The organism is Saccharopolyspora antibiotica (assembly GCF_047200635.1).
In the GTDB taxonomy this organism is placed as follows: domain Bacteria; phylum Actinomycetota; class Actinomycetes; order Mycobacteriales; family Pseudonocardiaceae; genus Saccharopolyspora_C.
The window spans coordinates 91,155-113,580 of the sequence record NZ_JBJZOI010000014.1 but is presented as its reverse complement, the minus strand read 5'-3'; the positions used below and the strand labels follow the sequence as shown (position 1 = coordinate 113,580).

At 72.6% G+C, this 22,426-nt stretch carries 16 protein-coding genes; 11 read left to right on the top strand and 5 right to left on the bottom strand.

Translation table 11 applies throughout. The features are described from left to right. Positions 1-6 precede the first annotated feature (6 nt). The gene (locus ACL03H_RS13745) at positions 7-960 is read right to left on the bottom strand and encodes a hypothetical protein (protein WP_412811595.1); all 954 of its coding nucleotides are present in this window, start codon (positions 958-960) and stop codon (positions 7-9) included. Positions 961-1,673: 713 nt separating this feature from the next. Here ACL03H_RS13745 and ACL03H_RS13740 point away from each other — a divergent pair. The 9 genes from ACL03H_RS13740 (at position 1,674) to ACL03H_RS13700 (ending at position 17,600) form a co-directional block, all read left to right on the top strand. Beyond that, a complete protein-coding gene (locus ACL03H_RS13740) occupies positions 1,674-2,981 on the top strand; it encodes a GNAT family N-acetyltransferase (RefSeq protein WP_412811594.1) in 1,308 nt (435 codons plus the stop codon). Positions 2,982-3,593: 612 nt separating this feature from the next. Then, the gene (locus ACL03H_RS13735) at positions 3,594-10,703 is read left to right on the top strand and encodes an amino acid adenylation domain-containing protein (protein ID WP_412811593.1); all 7,110 of its coding nucleotides are present in this window, start codon (positions 3,594-3,596) and stop codon (positions 10,701-10,703) included. After that, complete coding sequence (locus ACL03H_RS13730) at positions 10,700-10,897, top strand: MbtH family protein (protein WP_412811592.1); 198 nt, start codon at positions 10,700-10,702, stop codon at positions 10,895-10,897. The genes ACL03H_RS13735 and ACL03H_RS13730 overlap by 4 nt, the downstream gene beginning before the upstream one ends. A gap of 14 nt (positions 10,898-10,911) precedes the next feature. Next, a complete protein-coding gene (locus ACL03H_RS13725; protein WP_412811591.1) occupies positions 10,912-12,333 on the top strand; it encodes a DHA2 family efflux MFS transporter permease subunit in 1,422 nt (473 codons plus the stop codon). 122 nt (positions 12,334-12,455) lie between these two features. Then, a complete protein-coding gene (locus tag ACL03H_RS13720) occupies positions 12,456-13,289 on the top strand; it encodes a siderophore-interacting protein (protein WP_412811590.1) in 834 nt (277 codons plus the stop codon). 63 nt (positions 13,290-13,352) lie between these two features. Further along, the gene (locus tag ACL03H_RS13715; protein ID WP_412811589.1) at positions 13,353-14,696 is read left to right on the top strand and encodes a lysine N(6)-hydroxylase/L-ornithine N(5)-oxygenase family protein; all 1,344 of its coding nucleotides are present in this window, start codon (positions 13,353-13,355) and stop codon (positions 14,694-14,696) included. Positions 14,697-15,069: 373 nt separating this feature from the next. Then, positions 15,070-16,176 (top strand): LLM class flavin-dependent oxidoreductase, encoded by a 1,107-nt coding sequence (locus ACL03H_RS13710; protein WP_412811588.1) that lies wholly within the window; start codon positions 15,070-15,072, stop codon positions 16,174-16,176. Between the two features lie 117 nt (positions 16,177-16,293). Further along, on the top strand, positions 16,294-16,671 hold the full coding sequence (locus tag ACL03H_RS13705; protein WP_412811587.1) for a DUF3817 domain-containing protein: 378 nt from the start codon (positions 16,294-16,296) through the stop codon (positions 16,669-16,671). Further along, on the top strand, positions 16,668-17,600 hold the full coding sequence (locus ACL03H_RS13700) for a heme o synthase (RefSeq protein ID WP_412811586.1): 933 nt from the start codon (positions 16,668-16,670) through the stop codon (positions 17,598-17,600). The genes ACL03H_RS13705 and ACL03H_RS13700 overlap by 4 nt, the downstream gene beginning before the upstream one ends. Before the next feature lie 30 nt (positions 17,601-17,630). On the opposite strand, the gene ACL03H_RS13695 is transcribed toward ACL03H_RS13700, so the two are convergent. After that, complete coding sequence (locus ACL03H_RS13695; RefSeq protein WP_412811585.1) at positions 17,631-18,245, bottom strand: maleylpyruvate isomerase N-terminal domain-containing protein; 615 nt, start codon at positions 18,243-18,245, stop codon at positions 17,631-17,633. Positions 18,246-18,338: 93 nt separating this feature from the next. Between ACL03H_RS13695 and ACL03H_RS13690 the strand changes: the two genes are divergently transcribed. Further along, a complete protein-coding gene (locus tag ACL03H_RS13690) occupies positions 18,339-18,995 on the top strand; it encodes a Crp/Fnr family transcriptional regulator (RefSeq protein ID WP_412811584.1) in 657 nt (218 codons plus the stop codon). On the opposite strand, the gene ACL03H_RS13685 is transcribed toward ACL03H_RS13690, so the two are convergent. Together ACL03H_RS13685 and ACL03H_RS13680 are read right to left on the bottom strand one after the other, a co-directional pair. Further along, complete coding sequence (locus ACL03H_RS13685; protein WP_412811583.1) at positions 18,996-19,535, bottom strand: Pycsar system effector family protein; 540 nt, start codon at positions 19,533-19,535, stop codon at positions 18,996-18,998. A gap of 198 nt (positions 19,536-19,733) precedes the next feature. Then, entirely contained in the window at positions 19,734-20,522 is a 789-nt protein-coding gene (locus tag ACL03H_RS13680) for an SDR family NAD(P)-dependent oxidoreductase (RefSeq protein WP_412811582.1), read from the bottom strand. A gap of 180 nt (positions 20,523-20,702) precedes the next feature. On the opposite strand from ACL03H_RS13680, the gene ACL03H_RS13675 reads away from it, so the two are divergent. Beyond that, positions 20,703-21,152, top strand: coding sequence for a MarR family winged helix-turn-helix transcriptional regulator (locus ACL03H_RS13675; RefSeq protein WP_412811581.1), 450 nt, complete (start codon positions 20,703-20,705; stop codon positions 21,150-21,152). 117 nt (positions 21,153-21,269) lie between these two features. On the opposite strand, the gene ACL03H_RS13670 is transcribed toward ACL03H_RS13675, so the two are convergent. After that, positions 21,270-21,881 carry a class I SAM-dependent methyltransferase gene (locus ACL03H_RS13670; RefSeq protein ID WP_412811580.1) on the bottom strand — a complete coding sequence of 204 codons (612 nt, stop codon included), beginning with the start codon at positions 21,879-21,881 and terminating at the stop codon, positions 21,270-21,272. Positions 21,882-22,426: the final 545 nt, after the last annotated feature.

The following is a 22,426-nucleotide window of genomic DNA, read 5'->3' as shown; positions in this document are numbered from 1 at the left end:
CTCCGCTCACTGCCGCTGCACGGCGTCGGTCGGTTCGCTGTCGGAGGCGGCGTCGTCGGCCGCCGGTTCGGTGGGGGTGAACGGGGGCTCCAGCGGGATCAGGTAGCTCTGGGCGTCCCCGCGGGGCTCCGGCAGCCAGACCTGCTGCGCGGGTTCCCCGACGAGTTCGGCGTCGATGACGTTGTCGATCTCCTGCGCGCCGATCTCGTTGCTGGAGGCGCCGACGAGCCTGCCGACGCTGTCCAATGAGGACAGCACCGCGCCCCGCAACTCCTCCATCCGGGCCTGCTTGGTGTGCAGGTCCTGCAGCACGTCGAGCCGGAGCTGCTCGGTCTCGGCGTCCCGCCTGCCGCACTCCCACCGGGTGCGCGACAGCAGTTCGTCGGCCTCCTCCTGCGCGGCGCCGATCACCGACTTGTACTCGTCGCGAATCGCGTGGCGCATCACCCGCTCCCGATCCCGGAGGTCGGCGACCCCCTGCTCGTGCTCGCGGCGGATCTGCCGCTGGCGGGCGTCGAGGTCGTCGACCAGCCGGGCGCACTCCTCCCGCATGGTCTCCGCGGCCTGCTCGGCCTCGGTGATCAGCTGACGGGCCTCGTACTCGGCGCTGCCGCGGATCGTCTCGGCTTGGCGCTGGGCCTGCTCGCGCAGCGTCTGGACTTCCTCTTCGGCCAGCGACAACATGTTCTGCACGCGCTGCGAGGCGTGCGGAAGGCCGGTGTCGGAGGCTTCGATGCGCTTGAGCCGAAGTTCGGCTTCGGCGAGGTCGCGCCGCGCATCGTCGCAGAGCCGGCGGAGATCGGCGTTGAGCGCCACCGCCTCGTTGCGATCGATGCTCACCATGCGCAGCTGGTCCTCGAGCACCTCGATGTGCTCGATGACCTGTCGGCGATGGAAACCTCGTACCTGGATGTCGAATCCGGGCCGGAGCGGGACGACGGCTTGTGCGGAGTCCTCCACGTTGGACACTCCTCTCCACAGGCGAGGGTCGACTCGCCGAGGAGAGTAGGTCTGATCCCGACCCGCCGCCCGGTGGAGCGCGAGGACCACCACCTGATCAGGTCACGACCGCGCCATCGCAGCTCAGCGGACCTCCGGCGGTCGCTGGGCGACCCGGCGAGCGGAGGGGACGGCGCCCGGCAGGCGCGGGACTCGCTCGCGGGTGCCGAAGCGGATCACTCCCCGAGGCGCGCGGCGCCGGAGCCCGCGCAACTCGCCATCCCTCCGGCCCACCGCCAGCACGGCCCGTCCGCCGCCAGCACGGCCCGCGAAGTCCAGCCCCCTCCTCGCCACCTCCCAGCCCCCGAAGATCCCTCCACCGTCGGTGTCGCGGGTGAACGGACCGTTCGTCCCACGGGATCGGACGAAGGAGCCGCTCACCTCACCTCGCCGCCCGCGACGGAGCCGGGCGGGAGAGGTGAACGGACCGTTGATCCCATCTCCCCGGACGAACGGTCCGTTCACCGGGAGAACCGGCTCCGGGCGCGGGCGCGGGTGCGGGAAGAGTGAACGGACCGTTCGTCCAAGGCGGTTGGTCGAACGGTCCGTTCACTCCTCGATACCGCTCTCGCACGGGGTGATCGGAGGCACCCGGCGACCGGGGTCCTTCCCCCGGTCGGCTGAGTTAGGGTCGGCTCTCCCAACGCAGCGTGAAGGGGTGGCGTGTGACAGGTGTGACCGGGAAGAGCGAGCCGGATCCGAGGGCCGCGGTGCTGTTGCGGAGGTGGCTGGCGGAGACGCACACGCCGGTCGCGCCGGGTCCGCTGAAGGTGACGATCGGGCCGCTGCGGTTCACCGCGGAGGTCACCTACCGCTCGCCGACCGGCGCGCACGGATTCGGACCGATCCACGTCGCGGACTCGGGCGCCGTCGCGGACTCCGCGCTGCTCGCCGCCGCCTGCTCCGCCGACGCGCGCGGCAGGGCCACCTCGGACGCCCCGATCAACGCCGAGGACGCGGGCACCCTGCTCGACTGGTTGCTGGACGCGGTGCGCACCGGGGCGATCGATCCGCTCGCGGGCAACGACGAGGTCGGCGTGCTCGGCCAGGGCGTGTCGAGCCTGGACGAGGCCCGCCGGTGGCTCTCCTCGCACGTGGAGAGCACGATGACCCCCGCCCTGCGCAACCTCGACGAGCGCGCCGACCTGGCCGAGGTGACGGCCCGGCTGCTCTCCCGCGGCTCGCTGGCCGCCATCGGACTGTTCGGGCTGCGCGGGGTCGCGGACGAGGACGTGCTGCTGCGGGTGCTGGCGGAGGAACTGGCCGCGCTGGCCGAGACCTACCCGGACACCGAGCGCGTGGTGCGGCACTGGCTGGAGAGCCCCACGCTCACCGACCTCGCGGTCCTCAACGGTTCCGAACTGCGCTACCTCACCGAGGGGCGAGTCGCGGTTTCGCCGCAGCGCTTCGAGATGCCGAATCCGCTGCGCGAGCCGGTGGCGGACGAGGTGCCCGGGGTTCCGGTGCCGGAGCTCGACGGCGGATGGGTGCTGCGGGCCGTGGACCTGGACTCCGGGGACCCGGAGCTGGTGCACCGCTGGATGAACGAGGACCACGTGGCGGTGAACTGGAACCAGGCCTGGTCGGTGCGGCGCTGGCGCGACGAGCTGGGCGCGCAGCTCGGCGGGTCGCATTCGCTGCCGTGCGTGGTGAGCCGCGAGGGGCGGGACATCGCCTACGTCGAGCTGTACCGGGTGGTGCGGGACAAGCTGCGGTCCTGCTATCCGCTGGATCCGCGCGATCTCGGCGTGCACATCGCGCTCGGGGAGAAGGACGTCCTCGGACGCGGGCTCGGGAGCTCCCTGCTGGCCGCCGTCACCCGGGGATTGCTGACGGCGGATCCGGAGTGCGCGCGGGTGGTCGCCGAGCCGAACGTCCACAACGGAGCGTCGGTGGCGGCCTTCGAGAAGGCCGGGTTCACCCGCTCCCGCGAGGTGGGCCTGCCGGGGAAGAACTCCGCCCTCATGATCCGCGCCCGCTGATCCGATGAGCAGCGCCGGGGTCGCCCGCTGGGTGAACGGACCGTTCGTCCCATCCCCTTGGACGATCGGTCCGCTCACTCCAACCCCGCTGGGCCCCGTCTTCGCGGGGTGAACGGCCCCTCCGTCCCATCCGCTCGGACGATCGATCCGTTCACCCGGCGCTGCAGGGCTCGCGGAGGCGTCGAGTGAACGGCTCCTTCGTTCAACGGGTTGGGACGAACGGTCCGTTCACTCCGGAACGGTGGCCGGCCGGGGTGAGGTGAACGGCTTCTTCGCCCAGGGCTTCGGGACGGACGGTCCGTTCACGCGAAGAAGCTCGGAACCGGGGAACCGGGGAACCGGGGAACCGGGGTGGTGGGGAACCGGGGTGGTGGGGTGGTGGGTGAACGGACCGTTCGTCCCATCCCCTTGGACGATCGGTCCGTTCACTCGCTGGCTGGTCGGCGCGGGTGTCCCGAGGGGGTGCGGGGAGGCTCGGCTGCTGGTGGGGTCGGTGGGCGCCGGGCGGGGGAGCGGGGTTGAGAGCTAGCGCACGTCGGGCGGGTCCTGGTCACCGCGCCGCGGGTGAAATAAGGTTAGCCTTACTTTGTCCGCGTCCCGTGGGGGAGAACGATGCCGGAGCCTCTGGGCGTGTCGTTGCCGCTGTCCGCTGCCCAGGCGGGGATCTGGTTCGCGCAAGCCCTCGACCGCGCGAACCCGATCTACAACACCAGCGAGTACGTCGAGATCCACGGCCCGATCGACCCGGACCGGTTCGAGCGCGCGCTGAACCGCGTGCTCGCGGAGGCCGAGGCGCTGCGGATCCGGGTGGTGGACGAGGACGGGACCCCGCGGCAGGTGATCGACCCGCCGCGGCGTTCGGCGCTGCCGGTGCTGGACGTCAGCGCGGAGGCGGATCCGCTGGCCGCGGCGCTGAGCTGGATGCGCGGGGACCTGGCCGAGCCGGTCGACCTCACCGCGGGCGGTGAGCGGGGGCGGTTGTTCACCGCGGCGCTGTTCGAGCTCGCCGAGGATCGTTGGCTGTGGTACCAGCGCATTCACCACGTGGCGATCGACGGCTACGGCTTCTCGATCCTGCTGCGCCGCGTCGCGGAGGTGTACTCGGCGCTGGTGGCGGGGGCGGAACCTCCGGAGTCGCCGTTCGAGCCGTTGAGCGCGCTGCGCGACGCGGAGCGGGACTACCGCGAGTCCGAGCGGTTCGAGCGGGACCGGGAGTTCTGGCTCGAGCGGTTCGCCGACGAACCGGAGCCCGGGACCCTCGCCGGTCGCTCCGGCCGCGCCGCGCGCACCTTCCTGCGCCGCGCGGCGGACGTGGGATCCGGCACCGCCGACGCGCTGGCGGACGCGGCGCGGGACAGCCGCACGATCTGGCCCGACGCCGTCATCGCCGCCTTCGCCGCCTACCTGCACCGGGTGACGGGGCAGCGGGACGTGGTGCTGGGACTGCCGGTGATGGGACGGCTCGGTTCGGCCGCGTCCCGGGTGCCGGGAATGGTGGTGAACGTGCTGCCGCTGCGGTTGGCGATCACCCCGGAGACGACGCGGGACGAGCTGGTGGCGCGGGTCGCGACGGCGGTGCGGGAGGTGCGCGGGCACCAGCGGTACCGGGGCGAGGACCTGCGCCGGGACCTGCGGCTGCTGAGCACCGGCCGACCGCTGCACGGACCCGTGATCAACGTGAAGGCCTTCGACTACGACCTGTCCTTCGGCGGGCACCCGGCCACCGTGCACAACCTGGCGGCGGGCCCGGTGGAGGACCTGACGGTGGCGGTCTACACCGCCGGCACCGGGATGCGCTTCGAGTTCGACGCGAACCCGAACCTCTACAGCGCGGAGGAGATCGCCGCGCACCAGGAGCGGTTCGTGCGCTTCCTGGCCCGCTTCGCCGGGCACGAGGGCGCGATCGGCGGGATCGACCTGCTCTCCGAGCGGGAGCGGCACCTGGTCCTGGAGGAGTGGAACGACGGCCCGGCGGGTCCGGACCGCTCCGGGAGGACGCTGCCGGAGCTGTTCGAGGACCAGGTCCGGCGCACCCCGGAGGCGGTGGCGCTGACCTGGGGCGAGGAGCGGATCACCTACACCGAGTTGGACGCTCGCGCGAACCGGCTGGCGCACTGCCTGATCGACCACGGCATCGGTCCGGAGCAGCTGGTGGCGCTGGCCCTGCCGCGCTCGGCCGAGCTGGTGATCGCGGTGCTGGCGGTGCTCAAGTCCGGTGCCGCCTACCTGCCGCTCGACCCGGGCAACCCCGCGAGCCGGATCGCCCGCGTCATCGCGGATTCCGAGCCGTCGATGCTCATCAGCGAGACCGGGTTTGGTGAGGACCTGCCCGCCGAACTGCCCCGGCTGCTGCTGGACGATCCCGAGTGCGCCCGCCAGCTCGCCGAGCACTCGCAGCGCGATCCCCTCGACGGCGCGCGCGGCCCGCTGACCTCCGACCACGCCGCCTACGTCATCTACACCTCGGGGTCCACCGGGCAGCCGAAGGGCGTCGTGATCCCGCACCGGAACGTGGTGCGCCTGTTCACCGCGACCGAGCCGTGGTTCGGCTTCGGCCCCGAGGACGTGTGGACGCTGTTCCACTCCTACGCCTTCGACTTCTCGGTGTGGGAGCTGTGGGGCGCGCTGCTGCACGGCGGCAGGCTGGTCGTGGTGCCGCACGAGGTGAGCCGCTCGCCGCAGGACTTCCTGGACCTGCTGGTGCGGGAGCGGGTCACGGTGCTCAACCAGACGCCGTCGGCGTTCTACCAGCTCATCGAGGCCGATCGGAACGAGCCGGAGCGGGGTCGGGAGCTGGTGCTGCGCCGCGTCGTGTTCGGCGGCGAGGCGCTGGACCTGTCCCGGCTCGACGACTGGTACGCGCGGCACCCGCGGGGGCCGAAGCTGATCAACATGTACGGGATCACCGAGACCACGGTGCACGTCTCGTACCTGGAGCTGGATCCGGAGCTGGTGGCGCGCCGCGACGGCAGCCTGATCGGGCGCGGCATCCCGGACCTGCGGGTCTACCTGCTCGACGAGAACCTGAGCCCGGTGCCGCCGGGCGTCGTCGGCGAGCTCTACATCGCCGGGGCGGGCCTGGCGCGCGGCTACCTCGGCAGGCGAGCGCTGACGGCCTCGCGGTTCGTGGCCGATCCGTTCGGCGAGCCGGGCTCCCGGATGTACCGCTCCGGGGACCTGGCGCGCTGGCGGGCGGGCGGTCAGCTGGAGTTCCTCGGCCGCGCCGACCACCAGGTCAAGATCCGCGGCTTCCGCATCGAGCTCGGCGAGATCGAGGCCCGGCTGGCCGGGCACCCCCGGGTCTCGCAGGCCGCGGTGGTGGCCCGCGAGGACGAGCCGGGTGAGCAGCGCCTGATCGGTTACGCGGTGTCGGAGGCCGAACCGGCCGAGCTGCGCGCGCACCTGGCCGCCGGGCTGCCGGAGTACATGGTCCCGGCCGCGGTGGTGCTGCTGGACGCCCTGCCGCTCACGCCCAACGGCAAGCTCGACGCCCGGGCGCTGCCCGCCCCCGATTTCGGCGCGCGGGCGCGCGGCCGGGCCCCGCGCGACGAGGTGGAATCGGTGCTGTGCCGCCTGTTCGGCGAGGTGCTGGGCGTTCCGGAGGTCGGCATCGACGACGGTTTCTTCGACCTCGGCGGGCATTCGCTGCTGGCCACCCGGCTGCTGGCGCGGGTGCGCGGGGAGCTCGGGGCGGAGCCCTCCATCCGCACCCTGTTCGACCACCCGACCGTCGCGGGCCTGGCCGAGCGGCTCGGTGAGGGCGTGGACTTCCGCCCCGAGCTGCGACCGCGCCCGCGACCGGAGGTGGTGCCGCTGTCCTTCGCCCAGCAGCGGCTGTGGTTCCTGCACCGGTTGGAGGGGCCGAGCGCCACCTACAACCTGCCGATCGGGTTGCGCCTGTCCGGCGAGCTGGACGTGGCCGCCCTGCGCGCCGCGCTCGGCGACGTGGTGTCCCGGCACGAGAGCCTGCGCACGACTTTCCCGGACCGGCGGGGCGAACCGCGCCAGCACGTGCTGCCCCCGGCCGCTCCCGAACTGCCGGTGCGCGAGATCACCGCGGAGCAGCTCGACGACGCGCTGCGGGCCGCCGCCCGCTACGAGTTCGACCTGGCGCAGGAACCGCCGTTGCGCACCGAGCTGTTCCGGACCGCCGAGCACGAGCACGTGCTGCTGGTGCTGCTGCACCACATCGCCACCGACGAGTGGTCGATGGCGCCGCTGCTGCGCGACCTCGCCGCGGCCTACGCCGCCCGTCTCGACGGCGTCGCGCCGGAGCCCGGCCCGCTTCCGGTGCAGTACGCGGATTACGCGCTGTGGCAACGGGAACTGCTCGGCGACGAGGAGGACGAGCGCAGCCTCGCCGCCCGCGAACTGGCCTTCTGGCGCGACGCGCTGGCGGGACTGCCGGACGAGCTCGCGCTGCCCGTCGATCACCAGCGGCCCGCGACGCCCAGTCACCGGGGCGGAGCGGTGCGGTTCGGCTTCGACGCGGCGCTGCACCGCGCGTTGCGCGCGCTGGCCGCCGAGCACTGGGCCAGCCCGTTCATGGTGGTGCAGGCCGGACTGGCCGCCCTGCTCACCCGGCTCGGGGCGGGCACCGACATCCCCATCGGCACCCCGGTCGCCGGGCGCGGGGACCAGCGGCTCGACGAGCTGGTCGGGTTCTTCGTGAACAGCCTGGTGCTGCGGACCGACACCGCAGGGGATCCGACGTTCGCGGAGCTGCTGGGGCGGGTCCGCCAGGCCGACCTCGCCGCCTACGACCACGCGGAGCTGCCGTTCGAGCGGCTCGCCGAGGTGCTCAACCCGTCCCGCTCGCTGGCCCGGCACCCGTTGTTCCAGGTGATGCTGGCCTACTGGGGCGAGGCCGACGCGGTGCGGCCCTCCCTGCCCGGCCTGGAGTCCGACGTGGGCACGATCGACGCGGGAGCGGCGAAGTTCGACCTCGCGGTGAGCCTGCGCGAGGTCCCCGACGGCGTCGAGGGCGTCGCCCAGTACAGCGCCGACCTCTTCGAACCCGCCGGCGTCGAGGCGCTGGTGGCGCGGTTCGTCCGGCTGCTCACCGCGGCCGTCGCGGCCCCGGACACCCCCATCGGTGACCTGGACCTGCTGGACGCGGGGGAGCGGGAGCGGATCTTCCGCTGGGGGGACGCGGAGGCCGAGCAGGACGGCGCGCCCGCGACCTTCGCCGACCTGCTCGACCGGCAGATCGCCGCCCGCCCGGACGAGCCCGCGCTGGTCTTCGAGGACACCGAGCTCAGCTACGCGGAGCTGGGCCGGCGGGTGAACGCGCTGGCGCACCTGCTGCTGGAGCGCGGGGCGGCACCGGGCCGGATCGTCGGGGTCATGCTGCCGCGCTCCCCGGAGCTGATCGTCGGCCTGCTCGCGGTGCTGGCCTCCGGTGCGGCCTACCTGGCGCTGGACCCGGACTACCCGGCCGACCGGCTGGAGCACATGATCTCCGACGCGGACCCGGGACTGGTGCTGGCGCTCTCGGACCGCCGCCCCGAGCACGCCCCGGTGGTGCTGCTGGACGACCCCGAGGTGCGGGCGGTGCTGCGCGCCGAGCCCACCGACGCCCCGCCCCGCAAGTCCACCCCGGACGACCCCGCCTACGTCATCTACACCTCGGGTTCCACGGGCAGACCCAAGGGCGTCGTCGTCCCGCACACCGGGGTGGCCGGGCTGGTGGCCACCCAGGCGCGGCGAGTCGGCGTCACCGAGGGGAGCCGGGTGCTGCAGTTCGCCTCGCCGAGCTTCGACGTGGCGTTCTGGGAGATCTGCATGGGCTTGCTCTCCGGCGGGACGCTCGTCGTGGTGCCCGCCGACCGGCGGGTGCCGGGTGCGCCGCTGGCCGACTACGCCCGCCGGCACCGGGTCACCCACCTGGCGATCGGACCCTCGGTGATGGGCATGTTCCCGCCCGAGGTGGACCTGCCGGAAGGCGCGACCCTGCTGTGCGGGGCCGAGAAGGTGCCCGCCGACCTGGTGGAGCGCTGGGCGCGCGGCCGCCGGATGCTGAACTGCTACGGACCCACCGAGGCCACGGTGAACTCGACCCTGTGGGACTGCGAGCCCGGCACCGGCACCTCGGTGCCGATCGGCGTGCCCGATCCCGGCACCCGGCTGTACGTGCTCGACGCGGCGCTGCGCCCGGTGCCGCCGGGCGTGGTGGGGGAGCTCTACGTCTCCGGCACCGGCCTCGCGCACGGTTACCTGCACCGGCCCGGGCTCACCGCCGAGCGCTTCGTCGCCGATCCCTTCGGGCCTCCCGGCGCGCGGATGTACCGCACCGGGGACCTGGTCCGCTGGCGCGCGGACGGGGCGCTGGACTTCGCCGGGCGGGCCGACGACCAGGTCAAGATCCGCGGCTTCCGCATCGAACCCGGCGAGGTGGAGGCCGCGCTGGCCCGCCACCCCGCTGTCGCGCAGGTCGCGGCCGTGGTCCGCGAGGACCGGCCGGGCGACAAGCTGCTCGTCGGCTACGTGGTCTCCCAGCGGGAGGTGGAGCCGTCCGAGCTGCGCGCGCACGTCGCCGAATCGCTGCCGGACTACCTGGTCCCGGCCGCGATCGTGCTCGTGGACGCGCTGCCGCTGATGCCCAACGGCAAGCTCGACCGCGCCGCGCTGCCCGCCCCGGACCTCGCCGCCGCCGTCGGCTCCGCGGTGCCCCGCGACCCCGCCGAGGAGGTGCTGTGCGGCCTGTTCGCGGAGGTGCTGGAGCTGCCGAGGGTCGGGGTGCACGACAGCTTCTTCGACCTCGGCGGGCATTCGCTGCTCGCGGCCCGGCTCATCGCCCGCATCGACGAGGCGCTGGGCGTGAAGCTCAACGTCGGCAGCCTGTTCGCCGCGCCGACGGTGGCGGGGCTCGGCGCCCGGGTCCGCACCGGCGGCAAGGGCGACGCCCTGGGCATCCTGTTGCCGCTGCGCACCGAGGGCGATCGGGAGCCGCTGTTCTGCGTGCACCCGGCGGCCGGGCTCGCGTGGCCGTTTTCCGGGCTGCTGAAGCACATCGACCCGCGCCGCCCGCTCTACGGCCTCCAGTCCCGCGGCCTCGACGAGCCCGCACCGGTGCTGGCGGACCTCGCCGCGATGGCCGCCGAATACGTCGAGCACGTCCGCTCCGTGCAGCCGAGCGGGCCGTACCACTTCCTGGGCTGGTCCTTCGGCGGTGTCATCGCGCACGAGATGAGCACCCAGCTGCAGGCGGCGGGGGAGCGAGTCCGGTTCCTCTGCATGTTGGACTCCTACCCGAAGGACGTCTGGGACGAGCTGCCCACCGAGGAGGAGGCGCTCCGGGCGCTGCTCTACATGGCGGGTCACGACGTGGACCGGCTCGGGGACGAGCCGCTGCGCCGGGAGCACGTCATGGAGGTCCTCTCCGCCGAGGGCAGCGCGCTGTCGAACCTGGAGGAGCACACCGTCGAGGCGATCATCGACAACTTCGCGAACTGCGCGGTGCTGGAGAACGCGGCCGAGCACGACACCTTCCGCGGTGACGTGCTGTTCTTCACCGCCACCGCGAACCAGGCCAAGGCCTCCCTGACCTCCCGGATGTGGGAGCCCTACGTGGACGGTGCCGTGGAGAACCACGACATCGCCTGCGAGCACAAGGACATGACGCGGCCCGCGCCGCTGGCCGAGATCGCCGCCATCGTCGAAGATCGACTTCGGGTCGGCGGCCCGTCCGTCCCACCCCAGCGAAGGAGCACCGGCACATGAGCAACCCGTTCGACGACACCGGCGGATCGTTCTACGCACTGATCAACGACGACGATCAGTACTCGCTGTGGCCCGAGCGGATCGCGGTACCCGACGGCTGGTCCGTCGCCCACGGCCCGGCCGACCGGAGGTCCTGCCTGGAGCACATCGAGGTGCACTGGACCGACATCCGCCCCGCCCGCGACGGCGCGTGAGCCCGGGGGCGAGAGTGCGCTGGAACGACCCCAGGGTCGCGGTCTGCGTCGTCTACGTCGCCGCGATGTTCATGAACGGCATGGACGCCACCATCGTCAACGTGGCCCTGCCCGCCATCGGTGCCGAGTTCGGGGTGCCACCGAGCGCGACCAGCGCCATCAACATCGGCTACCTGGTCAGCCTGGCGGTGTGCATCCCGGTGTCGGGGTGGCTGGGCGACCGGTTCGGCACCAAGCGGGTGTTCCTGGCGGCGTTCGGGACCTTCGTGCTGGCCTCCGCGCTGTGCGGCGCGGCGCAGGACCTCACCCAGCTCACGGTGGCCCGGGTGCTGCAGGGCGCGGGCGGCGGGGTGCTCAGCCCGGTCGCGCTGACCATGCTGTTCCGCGCCTACCCGCCGCAGGAGCGGATCAAGCTGTCCCGGGTGCTGGTGATCCCCACCGCGATCGCCCCGGCGCTCGGCCCCGTGCTCGGCGGGTTCTTCGTCGAGCAGCTGACCTGGCGCTGGGGCTTCTTCGTGAACGTGCCGTTCGGGGTGCTGGCCCTGGTCTACGGCGCGCTGCGGTTGCGCGAGCACGTCGAGTCGGTGCACAAGCGCTTCGACCTGATCGGGTTCGCGCTCGCCGCCCCCGGGCTGGGACTGCTGATGTACGCGCTGGACGCCGTGTCGGCGCGCGGGCCCGGCTCGCCGCACTTCCTGCTGGCGGGGGCGGCCGGTCTCGGCTGCCTGGTCGCGCTCGTGGTCTCCCAGCTGCGCTCCCGGCAGCCGATGCTGGACGTGCGGTTGTTCGGGGACGCCTCGTTCCGGCGGGCGAGCCTGGTCCTCGCGGCCTGCGTGGCGGGGTTCCTCGGCACGCTCTACGGCTTCACGCTGATGTACCAGTCGGGGATGGGCGCCTCGCCTTGGGAGACCGGGCTGGTGACGCTGCCCAAGGCGGTGGGGCTGATGGTGGCCTCGCAGGCGGTCTCCTGGGCGCACCCGAGGTGGGGGCCGCGGGTGCTGATCGTGCTGGCGATGCTCGGCGCCGCCGGGTCCTTCGCGGCGATGAACCTGGTGACCGGGCCGTGGTCGGCGGGGGTGGTGCAGTTCGCGTCCGGCTTCTTCGTCGGGGCGGCCTCGATCGAGCTGCAGGTCGTGGCGTTCGCGACGATCAGCGCGACCGCCACCGGCGGCGCCTCGACCCTGTTCAACGTGCAGCGCCAGATCGGTTCTGCGCTCGGGGTGGCCGTGACGGCGGGGGTGCTGGCGCTCGGTGGCGTGGGCTCGTCGGGTTCGCTGGCCGTCTACCACGTGGCCATGCTGGTCTCCGCCGGGTTCGCGCTGCTCGGGGCGCTGGTGGCGCTGCGCATCCGGACTCCCGCCGCGCCCGCCGGTGATCCGGGCCGGGGCGTCCAGCGGGCCAGCGGCGCCGGCGCGGTCGCGGCTGGCCGGAGCTGAGCCGAGGCCCGCCCGGCGAGATCTGGCCCACCGGGGGAAGACACACCCGGGGATATATGGTTAGGCTAGCCTTAATTCCAGTGATCGTTCTGGGAGCCAGTGAGGAAGGAACGCCAGGCCCGATGACGACAGCGGACCGATCCCGACGCCGCGACCACCGCCGTCCGCCGACCCGCACCCTGGAAGTGCTGCGCACCGCGGAGCTGTCTCCGTCCATGCGCCGCATCACCCTGGGCGGGGAAGAGCTCGCGGGATTCCGCGATCAGCACAACGGCCCCAACGTGAAGGTGTTCGTCCCGCGGCCGGGACAGCACCGCCCGGTGCTGCCGGTCCTCAGCGACGAGGGACGCTACGTGTGGCCCGACGCGCACGAGCGCCCCACCATGCGCACCTACACGGTGCGCCGGTACGACGAGCGGCGCGGTGAGCTGGACATCGACTTCGTGATGCACGGTTCGCACGGCGTCGCCGCGTCCTGGGCGCGCGACGCGGCCCCCGGCGACTACCTCGGGGTGCTCGGTCCCGGTGGCCGGACCTGCCGGGAGGCCGACTGGTACCTGCTGGTCGGGGACGAAACGGCGATGCCCGCCATCTCCTCGATCATCGAGGGGCTCCCGGTCACCGCGAGCGGGCAGGTCTTCCTGGAAGTCGCCGGGAGCGGCGAGCAGCAGCACATCGAGTGCCCGCCGAACCTGCGACTCACCTGGCTGCACCGCGACGGCGTCCCGGCGGGGCGTTCGACGCTGCTCACCGACGCGGTGCGCGGACTCGACATCCCCGACCGCCACGACGTGTCCGCCTGGGTCTCCGGTGAATCCGGGATGGTCCGCTCCATCCGGCGGCACCTGCGGCAGGAGCGCGGGCTGGACTCGGGTTCGGTGCTGGCCATCGGGTACTGGAAGGCCGGTCTGGCCGAAACCGATTACCACGACCGATACAACCACGACCGCGACTGAGCGGTCTGCGGATTCCACCGTGCCCGGGCGCGAAGCCCCGCGGGTACCGGCGAAGGGACAACCGTGTCTGCGGCTCCGACCCCCGTGCAAGGCCCCGTCCAGGACCTCCTGGGCATCGGCTTCGGCCCCTCCAACCTGGCGCTGGCCGTGGCCGTCGAGGAACACAACAGGCGGTGCGGTGACGGCGAACAGCTGGACGCGAGCTTCGTGGAGCGCAAGCCGAGCTTCGGCTGGCACCGCGGGATGCTCATCGAGGGCACCACCATGCAGGTCTCGTTCCTCAAGGACCTCGTCACGATGCGGGAGCCCGCCAGCGACTTCTCATTCCTGTCGTACCTGCACGACCGGGGCCGGCTGGTCGACTTCATCAACCACAAGACGATGTTCCCGACCCGCGTCGAGTACCACGACTACCTGGAGTGGGCCGCCGGGCGCCTCGATCACCTCGTGGACTACGGCGCCGAGGTCATCGACGTGCGGCCGGTGCGCGACGGGCAGGTGTTCGAGGTCCTCGTGCGGCACGGCTCCGGTCAGGTCACCACCAGCTTCGCCCGCAACATCGTCGTCGCCGTCGGACTGGAGGCCAGCGTCCCGCCTGGCGCCGAACTCGGCGACCGGGTCTGGCACAACCTCGACCTCATGCACCGCGTCGGCGAGCTCGACGGCACCGAACCTCGCCGGTTCACCGTCGTCGGGGCCGGGCAGAGCGCCGCCGAGGTCACCGACTACCTGCACCGCACCTTCGCCGAGTCCGAGGTGTGCTCGGTGTTCAGCCGCTACGGGCACACCCCCGCCGACGACAGCCCCTTCGCGAACCGCATCTTCGACCCCGACGCGGTCGACCACTTCTACACCTCGCCCAGCGGGGTGAAGCAGATGCTCATGGACTACCACCGCAACACCAACTACTCGGTGGTCGACCTGGACCTCATCGAGCAGCTCTACGCCCGCGCCTACCAGGAGAAGGTGCAGGGCAAGGAGCGGCTTCGGATGCTCAACGCCTCCCGGGTCACCGACGTCCGCACGACCCCCGGCGGGGTGGCGGTGACCGTCGAGTTCCTGCCCACCGGGGAGCGGGTGGTCCTCGACTCGGACGTGCTGGTGTACGCCACCGGCTGCCGACCCGGGGATCCCGGGCGGATCCTCGGGCGCACCTGGGAGGAGTGCCTGCGCGACGCGGACGGGCAGGTGCAGGTCGACCGGGACTACCGGGTGCGCACCACGGAGCGGGTCGGCGGCGGCGTGTACTTCCAGGGCGGGACCGAGCACACCCACGGCCTCACGTCCTCGCTGCTGTCGAACGGCGCGGTCCGCGCGGGCGACATCCGCGACTCGGTGCTGCGCTACCGCAACACTCCGCGGGCGGCCCCCCACGCCGACTACGCCCTCATCGCCGACCGGGCCTGACCACCCGCCCCTCGGCGAGTCGGGTGAACGGACCGTTCGTCCCATCCGCCTGGACCAACGGTCCGCTCACCCCGATCAGGTCCTCCGGTGAGCGGACCGTTCGTCCTGTCCGCCTGGACGAACGGTCCGCTCACCCCTTCCCGCGCCCGGTACCGGTCTTCCCGGTGAACGGACCGTTCGTCAGGCGAGATGGGACGAACGGTCCGTTCACTCCACCGGCTCGGGGTGCCGCGCCCGGTGGGGTTCGGGTGAACGGACCGTTCGACCGAACCCGTTGGACCGGCGGTCCGTTCACCCCGAACCGGCCAGCGCTGTGATCACCGGCACCGGGAGGAGGGAACAAAGCGGCGCCGGTGCGTGGTTGGAAGCGGCGATGGACACTGTCGCCAACCCGGACCGCGCCGCCCTCGGGGCCGACGGTCACGCGGACCAGACCGACCCGATCCGCGGCACGGCACGAGGCCGGTCGGCCGTGCCGCTGTCGATCCTCGATCTCGCCCCCGTCGGCGTCGAGATCACGCCCGGTGACGCCCTCGCCACCACCACCGACCTGGCCCGCGCCGCCGAGCGATGGGGCTTTCACCGGTTGTGGGTGGCCGAGCACCACGGGATGCCGGGTATCGCGAGCTCCTCGCCGCCCGTGGTGATCGCGCACCTGGCCGCCGCCACGAGCACGCTGCGGCTCGGCTCCGGCGGCGTGATGCTGCCGAACCACGCGCCGCTGGTCGTCGCCGAGCAGTTCGGCACCCTGGCGGCGCTGCACCCGGGCCGCATCGACCTCGGCATCGGTCGCGCTCCGGGCACCGACCAGGGGACGGCCCGCGCGCTGCGCCGCACCAGCGGCCCGCTGTCGGTGGACGACTTCCCGCAGCAGCTCGGCGACCTGCTGCGCTTCCTCGGCGACGGCTTTCCCGCCGACCACCCGTACGCGGAGGTCCAGAAGGTGCCGCACGGCCAGGCCCCACCGGTGTGGCTGCTCGGGTCGAGCGGTTTCAGCGCGCAGGTGGCGGGGTCGCTGGGACTGCCGTTCGCCTTCGCCCACCACTTCTCAGCGCGCAACACGCTGCCCGCGCTGGACCTGTACCGGCAGTCCTTCGTGCCCTCCGCGGTGCTCGACGCGCCCTACTCGATGATCGGCGTGCAGACCATCGCCGCCGACACCGAGGAGGAGGCGCTGGACCTGGCACGCCCGATGGCGCTGAGCATGTTGCGGCTGCGCAAGGGCGACCCGGGCCGGATGCCGAGCCCGAAGGAAGCCCGCGAGTACCCGTACTCGAAGCTGGAGCAGGGCATCGTGGACAGCTGGCTGGCCGACGCGATCCACGGCACCCCCGAGTCGGTGCGGGCCGAGCTGGAGGAGCTGCGGGAGCGCACCGAGGTCGACGAGCTGATGCTCACGGCGAACATGTACGACCGGACGGCGAAGCTGCACTCCTACGAGTTGATCGCCAGGGCCTTCGAGCTGCCGGGCGTGGTGTGAGCCACGCCGGAGGGTGGTCGGCACCACTGTCTCGCCAGGTCACGCGCAGCCGCGCACCGGTCGTGGCGTACGGTCGTCCCCGGTGTTCGTGGCAGAGGCGGGATTGAGGGATTTGTGGTGAAGCCTGGCGTTCTGGCCGCGTACCGGGTCATGGCGTACGTGACCGCGGTGCTGCTCATCTTGCTGTGCTTGGCGATGGTGTTCAAATACCTGTGGCCCGAGGGCTCGTCCGCGCAGGTGATGGGCGACTCGTGGACGACCACGATCGGCATCGGCCACGGCTACCTCTACATCGTTTACCTGTTCGTCGCCCTGGTCACCACCGTGCAGCTGCGCGTCCCCTACGGGCGGATGCTGCTGGTCCTGCTGGCGGGCACCATCCCGTTCGGCGCGTTCTTCGCGGAGCGCAAGGTCGTGCTGTGGCACCGGCTGCGCACCGCGGGCGAACCGCTGCCGTTCGAGGCTCCCGCCACGTCCGAATCGACGAGCTCATGACGGCGGTTCCGGAGCAGGCGGAGACCGCCCCCACCACCACGCCGAAGCGGCGCGGCGTGCTCGCCGCCTACTTCGCGCTGACCAAGCCTCGGGTCATCGAGCTGCTGCTGGTCACGACGATCCCGGCGATGTTCCTGGCCGAGCGCGGCATCCCCTCGCCGTGGCTGGTGCTGGTGACGCTGATCGGCGGCGCCATGTCCGCGGGCAGCGCGAACGCGCTGAACTGCGTCGCGGACTCGGACATCGACGCGGTGATGCACCGCACCCGCAGCCGCCCGCTGGTGAGCTACGAGGTGCCGCGCGGACACGCGCTGATCTTCGGCATCGTGCTGGGGGTCGTGTCGTTCGCTGTGCTGGCGCTCGGTGCGAACCTGCTGGCCGCCGTGCTCTCGCTGGCCGCGATCCTGTTCTACGTCTTCGTCTACACGCTGGTGCTCAAGCGCCGGACCTCGCAGAACATCGTGTGGGGCGGCGCTGCTGGTTGCATGCCGGTCGTGATCGGCTGGGCTGCGGTCGCCGGCAAGGTGGAATGGCCCGCGCTGGTCATGTTCGCCGTGGTCTTCCTGTGGACCCCGCCGCACTTCTGGTCGCTGGCGATGAAGTACCGCGACGACTACGCGCGAGCGGGCGTGCCGATGCTGCCGGTGGTGGCCACTCCGCGGCAGGTCTCGGCGCGGATCCTCGTCTACAGCTGGGCGACGGTGGCGAGCACGCTGCTGCTGGTGCCCGCGACGAGCTGGGTCTACGTGGCGGTCGCGGTGCTCTCCGGCGCGGCGTTCCTGATCGTGGCGCAGCGGCTGCACGCGTCGGTGCGGCGCGGCGGCGCGACGAACCCGATGGCGCTGTTCCACCTGTCGAACTCGTACCTGGCCGTGCTGTTCGTCGCGATCGCGATCGACGCCGCCGTCGGCCTGCCCACCTTCGCCTGAGCACCGCTGCCGGTCCGAACGCCTGAGCGTTCAGCGCAGCACCGGGAAGACCTGACCGCCCCGTCCCGTCGCGGCCTCGACGAGCCGCATCGGGTCCGCGATGGCCGCGAGCAGCGCGGCCGTCTCCCGCAGCGGTGCGCCCGCCACCGGGCCGGGCCGGGGCAGGCCCAGGGCCTCGGCCAGGTCGAGGTAGTGCACCACCGCTTCCATCAGCTGGACGCGCAGCACCTCCCGGGCCGGCACGGTGCCGAGCCCGAAGTACGGGACCAGCCCGCTCAGGTCTTGCTCGCGGAGCCGGGCGACGGTCCGCGGCGCCGCTGCGAGCCGTTCGACCAGCTGCGGGCCGGTCCGTTCGTCGGCGACACCGGCCTCCCGGATCTGCCCGGCCGCCGCCTCCGCGATGCCGCCCGGGCGTTGCAGGAACGCCAGCAGCTGCGCGGCGTCCGCGAACGTCGCCGCCCCGTCCGGTTCGGGCCCCGCGTCGAGCGCCTCCCCGATCATCGCCGGAACGTCGGCGTGGTGGGCGAACACGTGCCGCACCGTCCATCCCGCCAACCGGGTGGGCCGCTCCCACTGGTCCGGTTCGAGGCGCTGGCCCAGATCGATCCAGGCCTGCCAAGCTTGGTCCAACGCGTTCACGATCACGATGGCCTCCCCAGGTCCGGCCTCCAGCACACCACACCGGCGGCGACGCGGACCGGGGTTTCGCGCTCGACGAACGCGGGGGAGGGGCGCGGGATGGGCGAGCGGTGGAGCGCGGAAGCGGTGGCCGCGCTGCGGTCGGTGTCGACCGCGCGGCGGTGGCGGGCGGGCGCGGTCCTGTTCGGGGTCGGTGACCGCAGCGATCACGTGCTGCTCATCCGCAGCGGACGGGTGAAGGTGTGGTCGATGACGGCGCGCGGCGCCGAGGCCGTGCTCGCGATCCGCGGTCCCGGCTCGGTGGTGGGGGAGTTCGCCGCGGTGGACCGGGAGCCGCGCGGGGCCACGGTCACCGCGCTGGGACCCGTGCGGGCCGACGTGGTCTCCGGCGCGGAGTTCCGCCGCTTCCTGCACCGCCACCCCGAGGTGATGTTCGGGATGCTCGCCGGAGTCGTCGCGCGGATGCGGGAGTCGGACCGCTACCGGGTGGAGTTCGCCTCCTCCGGGGTGGCCGAGCGGCTCGCCCGCCTGCTGCTGGAGCTGTCCCGGGAGCACGGCGTGCTCGACTCGCTGGGACGGCGGTCCATCGCGATCACGCTGAGCCAGGCCGAACTCGCCGCCGCCGTCAGCGCTTCCCGGGAGGCGGTGGCTCGGGTGCTGCGCGAGCTGCGGGAGTCCGGCGCGATCAGCACCCAGCGGCGCGGGATCACGGTGCTGCGCGAGGAGCTGCTGGTCGCCCTGGCCGACGATTCCTGATCATCCGGCCAGCAGCGGCCGCAGCGCGGTCCACACCAGGAACGCCAGCAGCGCCGCGCAGGAGCACCGCAGCGCGGTGCGCAGCCGGAGGTACTTGGTGTTCGCGATCCGCGCCAGGGTCTCGGCCTGCCGCCACGCCTGCGCGCACAGCTCCGGCTGCGCGCGGCGGCAGTCCTCGGCGGCGCGCAGCGGTTGGAAGGTGGGGAACGCGAACAGGTTCGGCTTCCCGGCCGGCGCGGGCGTGCGCGGGGTGAGCACGGCGATCACCGACAGCAGCGCTCCCAGCGCCGAGGTCAGCACCAGCCCCAGGAGCACCAGCGAGATCGCGGTCGCCCACGCGCCGGCGCTCGGGGCCGCGATCGCGTTGCCCGCGCCACCGATGCCGACGCCGAGGGCGGGGATGAGCAACCCCGCCTTCGCGTCGGCTCCCGCGATGGAGCCGCGGAAGTCGCTCGCGGTGCGCAGGGCGACGTCGAGCTCCTGCTCGGCGGTGAGACCCGGGCCGGGCCGGTCTGACGCGGAGAACTCGTCGCGGGGCATGATTACCTCCGGTGCTCTCGAACTCGGTGTGCGACCACTGCAGCACCGTCCGCGTCCGAGCTCTGCGTCAAATGACACACGGCCCCGTGGCGGACCGCACACCCGGCCGGATTCGAGCGACCGGCCCTCCGCGATCCCGACTCGCGCAACCGCCCCGCCCGCCGAGCGCGGATGAACGCGCCTGGCGGCGTCGCTGGCTCAGGTCAGCGAGGGGGCGACCCCGCCGTCGACGCGCAGCGCGGCGCCGGTGGTCGCCGAGCCCGCCTCGGAACCGGCGTAGAGCACCAGGTTCGCGACCTCCTCGGGTCGGATCAGGCGTCCCAGCAGGGAACTGGGCCGCTCCTCTGCGATGAAGCGGCGCTCGGCTTCCTCGAAGGGAACATCCGCGCCCACGCGGTTCGCGATGAACTCCGCGACGCCCGGTGTCAGCGTCGGTCCCGGCAGCACGCTGTTCACCGTCACCCCGGTGCCCTTGACCTCCTGCGCCATGCCGCGCGCCACCGAGAGCTGCGCGGTCTTGGTCATCCCGTAGTGCACCATCTCGGTCGGGATGAAGATCGAGGACTCGCTGCTGATGAAGATCACCCGACCCCAGCCGCGCTCGACCATCCGCGGCGCGTAGTGCCGCGCGAGGCGCACCCCGGAGAGCACGTTGACCTCGAAGAACCGGCTCCACTCCGCATCGCTGATCTCGAACACGGGGGTCGCGGAGAAGATCCCGGCGTTGTTCACCAGGACGTCCACGTCGGGCAGTTCGGCGATGAGCGCGGCCGCCCCCTCGGCGGTCCCGACGTCGGCGGCGATGCCGCGCGCGATGCCGCCGGTCTCGGCGCGCACCCCGGCCGCGGCCTCCTCGACCCGCGTCCGCGATCGGCCGTTCACGACGACCTCGGCACCGGCGCGGGCGAAGCTCGCCGCGATCGCTCGGCCGATCCCGCTGGTGGAGCCGGTGACCAGTGCGGTGCGTCCGGACATGTCGGTGTTCATGCTCGCCTCCTCGTGCGGGAGCCTTGGCGCCCCGCTGTGACGTGCGCGTGCTGATATTGGGCTTAAGCGTGTAGTTGCACACGCCTGATAAATAGTTGCAGGCGCGCGCTAGCTGCGCAAGCTGCTAGGATCGGGTGGGAGATCGAGCTCACCGGTGGGTTCGCGGGCAGGAGGAGCCGGATGGGAATCGCCGACGACGCGGTCGAGGTGCGGGCCCGGGGCTGGCGCACCCTCGCGGCACTGCACGGAACGCTGGAATCCGCGTTGGAGAGGGCGCTCAGCGCGGACCACGGCCTCTCCGTCGTCGAGTACACGGTGCTCGACGCGCTCAGCCGCCAGGACGGCTGGCACATGCGGATGCAGCAGCTCAGCCGGGCCGCCGCGCTCAGCGGCAGCGCCACCACCCGCCTGGTCACGAGGCTGGAAGACCGCGGGCTGCTCACCCGCGTCCTGTGCAAGGACGACCGCCGCGGCATCTACACCGAGCTCACCGACGAGGGACGGGAGCTGCTGGAGCAGGCCCGCCCCACCCACGACGCGGCTCTGGAGCGGACACTCGCCGAGGCCGAGCAGGTGCCCGAGCTCGGCGACCTGGTCGAGGCCTTCCACCGGGTGACCACCCGGGACTGAGCCCCGCCCGCCGCCGGGCCACGATCCGGCCTGCGGTGTCGGCGGCATCGCAGGCCTCGCGGCAGGACCGTCGACTGTCGCGCGCGGCTGGTTCGCCGACAGCGGCGCGCGGATGGATCAGCGAGCGGGCTTGTTCCAGGTGACGGCGTATCGCCAGAGCAGCAACCGGCGGTACTGCGCACCGGGCAGCAACCGCTGGATGCCCTGGCGCACCTCGTCCCACGTCATCGCCGGATCCTTCGTCGGGGCCCCCGGCGGCTCGGTCAGTCCGCCGTGCCGCCGGGACAGGACGCGGTGCACCGGGATCGCGGCGATGTCCCGAGCCCAGTCCAACGGGCTGTGGTGGCGCGCCACGCCGATCAACACCAGGCGGCCACCGGGGGCGAGCATCCGCGCCATGCCGGTGAGAGCGGCCTCGAAGTCCATGTGGTGCAGCGCGGCCACGCAGCTGATGAAGCCGAACTCGGCATTCGGGGTCTTCGCCTCGAAGTCCACGAAGTCCGCGTCCGCGAAGGTGACGTTGCCCAGGGGAGTGCTGGCGCGGCGAGCCTCGCGGATCATGCTGCGGGAGCGGTCGATGCCCGTGACCTGCTTGGCCTTCGCCGCCAGCTCGCGCACCAGCAACCCGTCCCCGCACCCGACGTCGAGCGCCTTGGCGCACCCCTCCGGGACCGAATCGAGCACGAGCGGGTGGTACTGCACGTTGTGGTTCCAGAGCTCCCCAGGCACCGGCTCACCCTAGCCGCCGGTGCGGCGTTCCCCGCCGGGTCGTCGTCGCTGCTCGGAGCCCCGGCGGCGGGTCGGGAAGCGGCTCGGGGTCGCTCGATTCCCGTTGCCGCGCAAGGGTTTTCAGCAACCGCCGAGCCGACTCGCCGGGGCCGTGCCGCGGTTGCCCGCACCCCGCCGGCAGTTGCGCCCCGCACCACCGATTCCCAGCCGTAGCGCAAAAGTGACCGTCCGCATCACCTCCGCGCAACCCGCGCTCGCGGAGCGAACGGACCGTTCGTCCCATCTCGTTGGACGAACGGTCTGTTCACCCACCCCGCACCCCGGGCGGCGCCCGGGTGAACGGCCCGTCGGTCCGAGCCAGTTGGTCGAGGGAGCCGTTCACCCCGAGATCGATCTCCTCCATCCGGCGGCGCGGTGCGGGAACGGGTGGTCGGGGTGAGCGGACCGTTCGTCCGAACTCGTTGGTCGGAGGGTCCGTTCACTCCAGGGAGTCCGCCGAGCTGAGGGAGCGGGGTGAACGGACCTGTCGTCCGCAACTGCTGGAC

Bases quoted from the DNA above. Each gene is read 5' to 3' on its own strand.
- ACL03H_RS13735 (WP_412811593.1), top strand. From the start codon at position 3,594: ATGCCGGAGCCTCTGGGCGTGTCGTTGCCGCTGTCCGCTGCCCAGGCG.
- ACL03H_RS13730 (WP_412811592.1), top strand. From the start codon at position 10,700: ATGAGCAACCCGTTCGACGACACCGGCGGATCGTTCTACGCACTGATC.
- ACL03H_RS13720 (WP_412811590.1), top strand. From the start codon at position 12,456: ATGACGACAGCGGACCGATCCCGACGCCGCGACCACCGCCGTCCGCCG.
- ACL03H_RS13710 (WP_412811588.1), top strand. From the start codon at position 15,070: ATGGACACTGTCGCCAACCCGGACCGCGCCGCCCTCGGGGCCGACGGT.
- ACL03H_RS13700 (WP_412811586.1), top strand. From the start codon at position 16,668: ATGACGGCGGTTCCGGAGCAGGCGGAGACCGCCCCCACCACCACGCCG.
- ACL03H_RS13690 (WP_412811584.1), top strand. From the start codon at position 18,339: ATGGGCGAGCGGTGGAGCGCGGAAGCGGTGGCCGCGCTGCGGTCGGTG.
- ACL03H_RS13685 (WP_412811583.1), bottom strand. From the start codon at position 19,535: ATGCCCCGCGACGAGTTCTCCGCGTCAGACCGGCCCGGCCCGGGTCTC.
- ACL03H_RS13680 (WP_412811582.1), bottom strand. From the start codon at position 20,522: ATGAACACCGACATGTCCGGACGCACCGCACTGGTCACCGGCTCCACC.
- ACL03H_RS13675 (WP_412811581.1), top strand. From the start codon at position 20,703: ATGGGAATCGCCGACGACGCGGTCGAGGTGCGGGCCCGGGGCTGGCGC.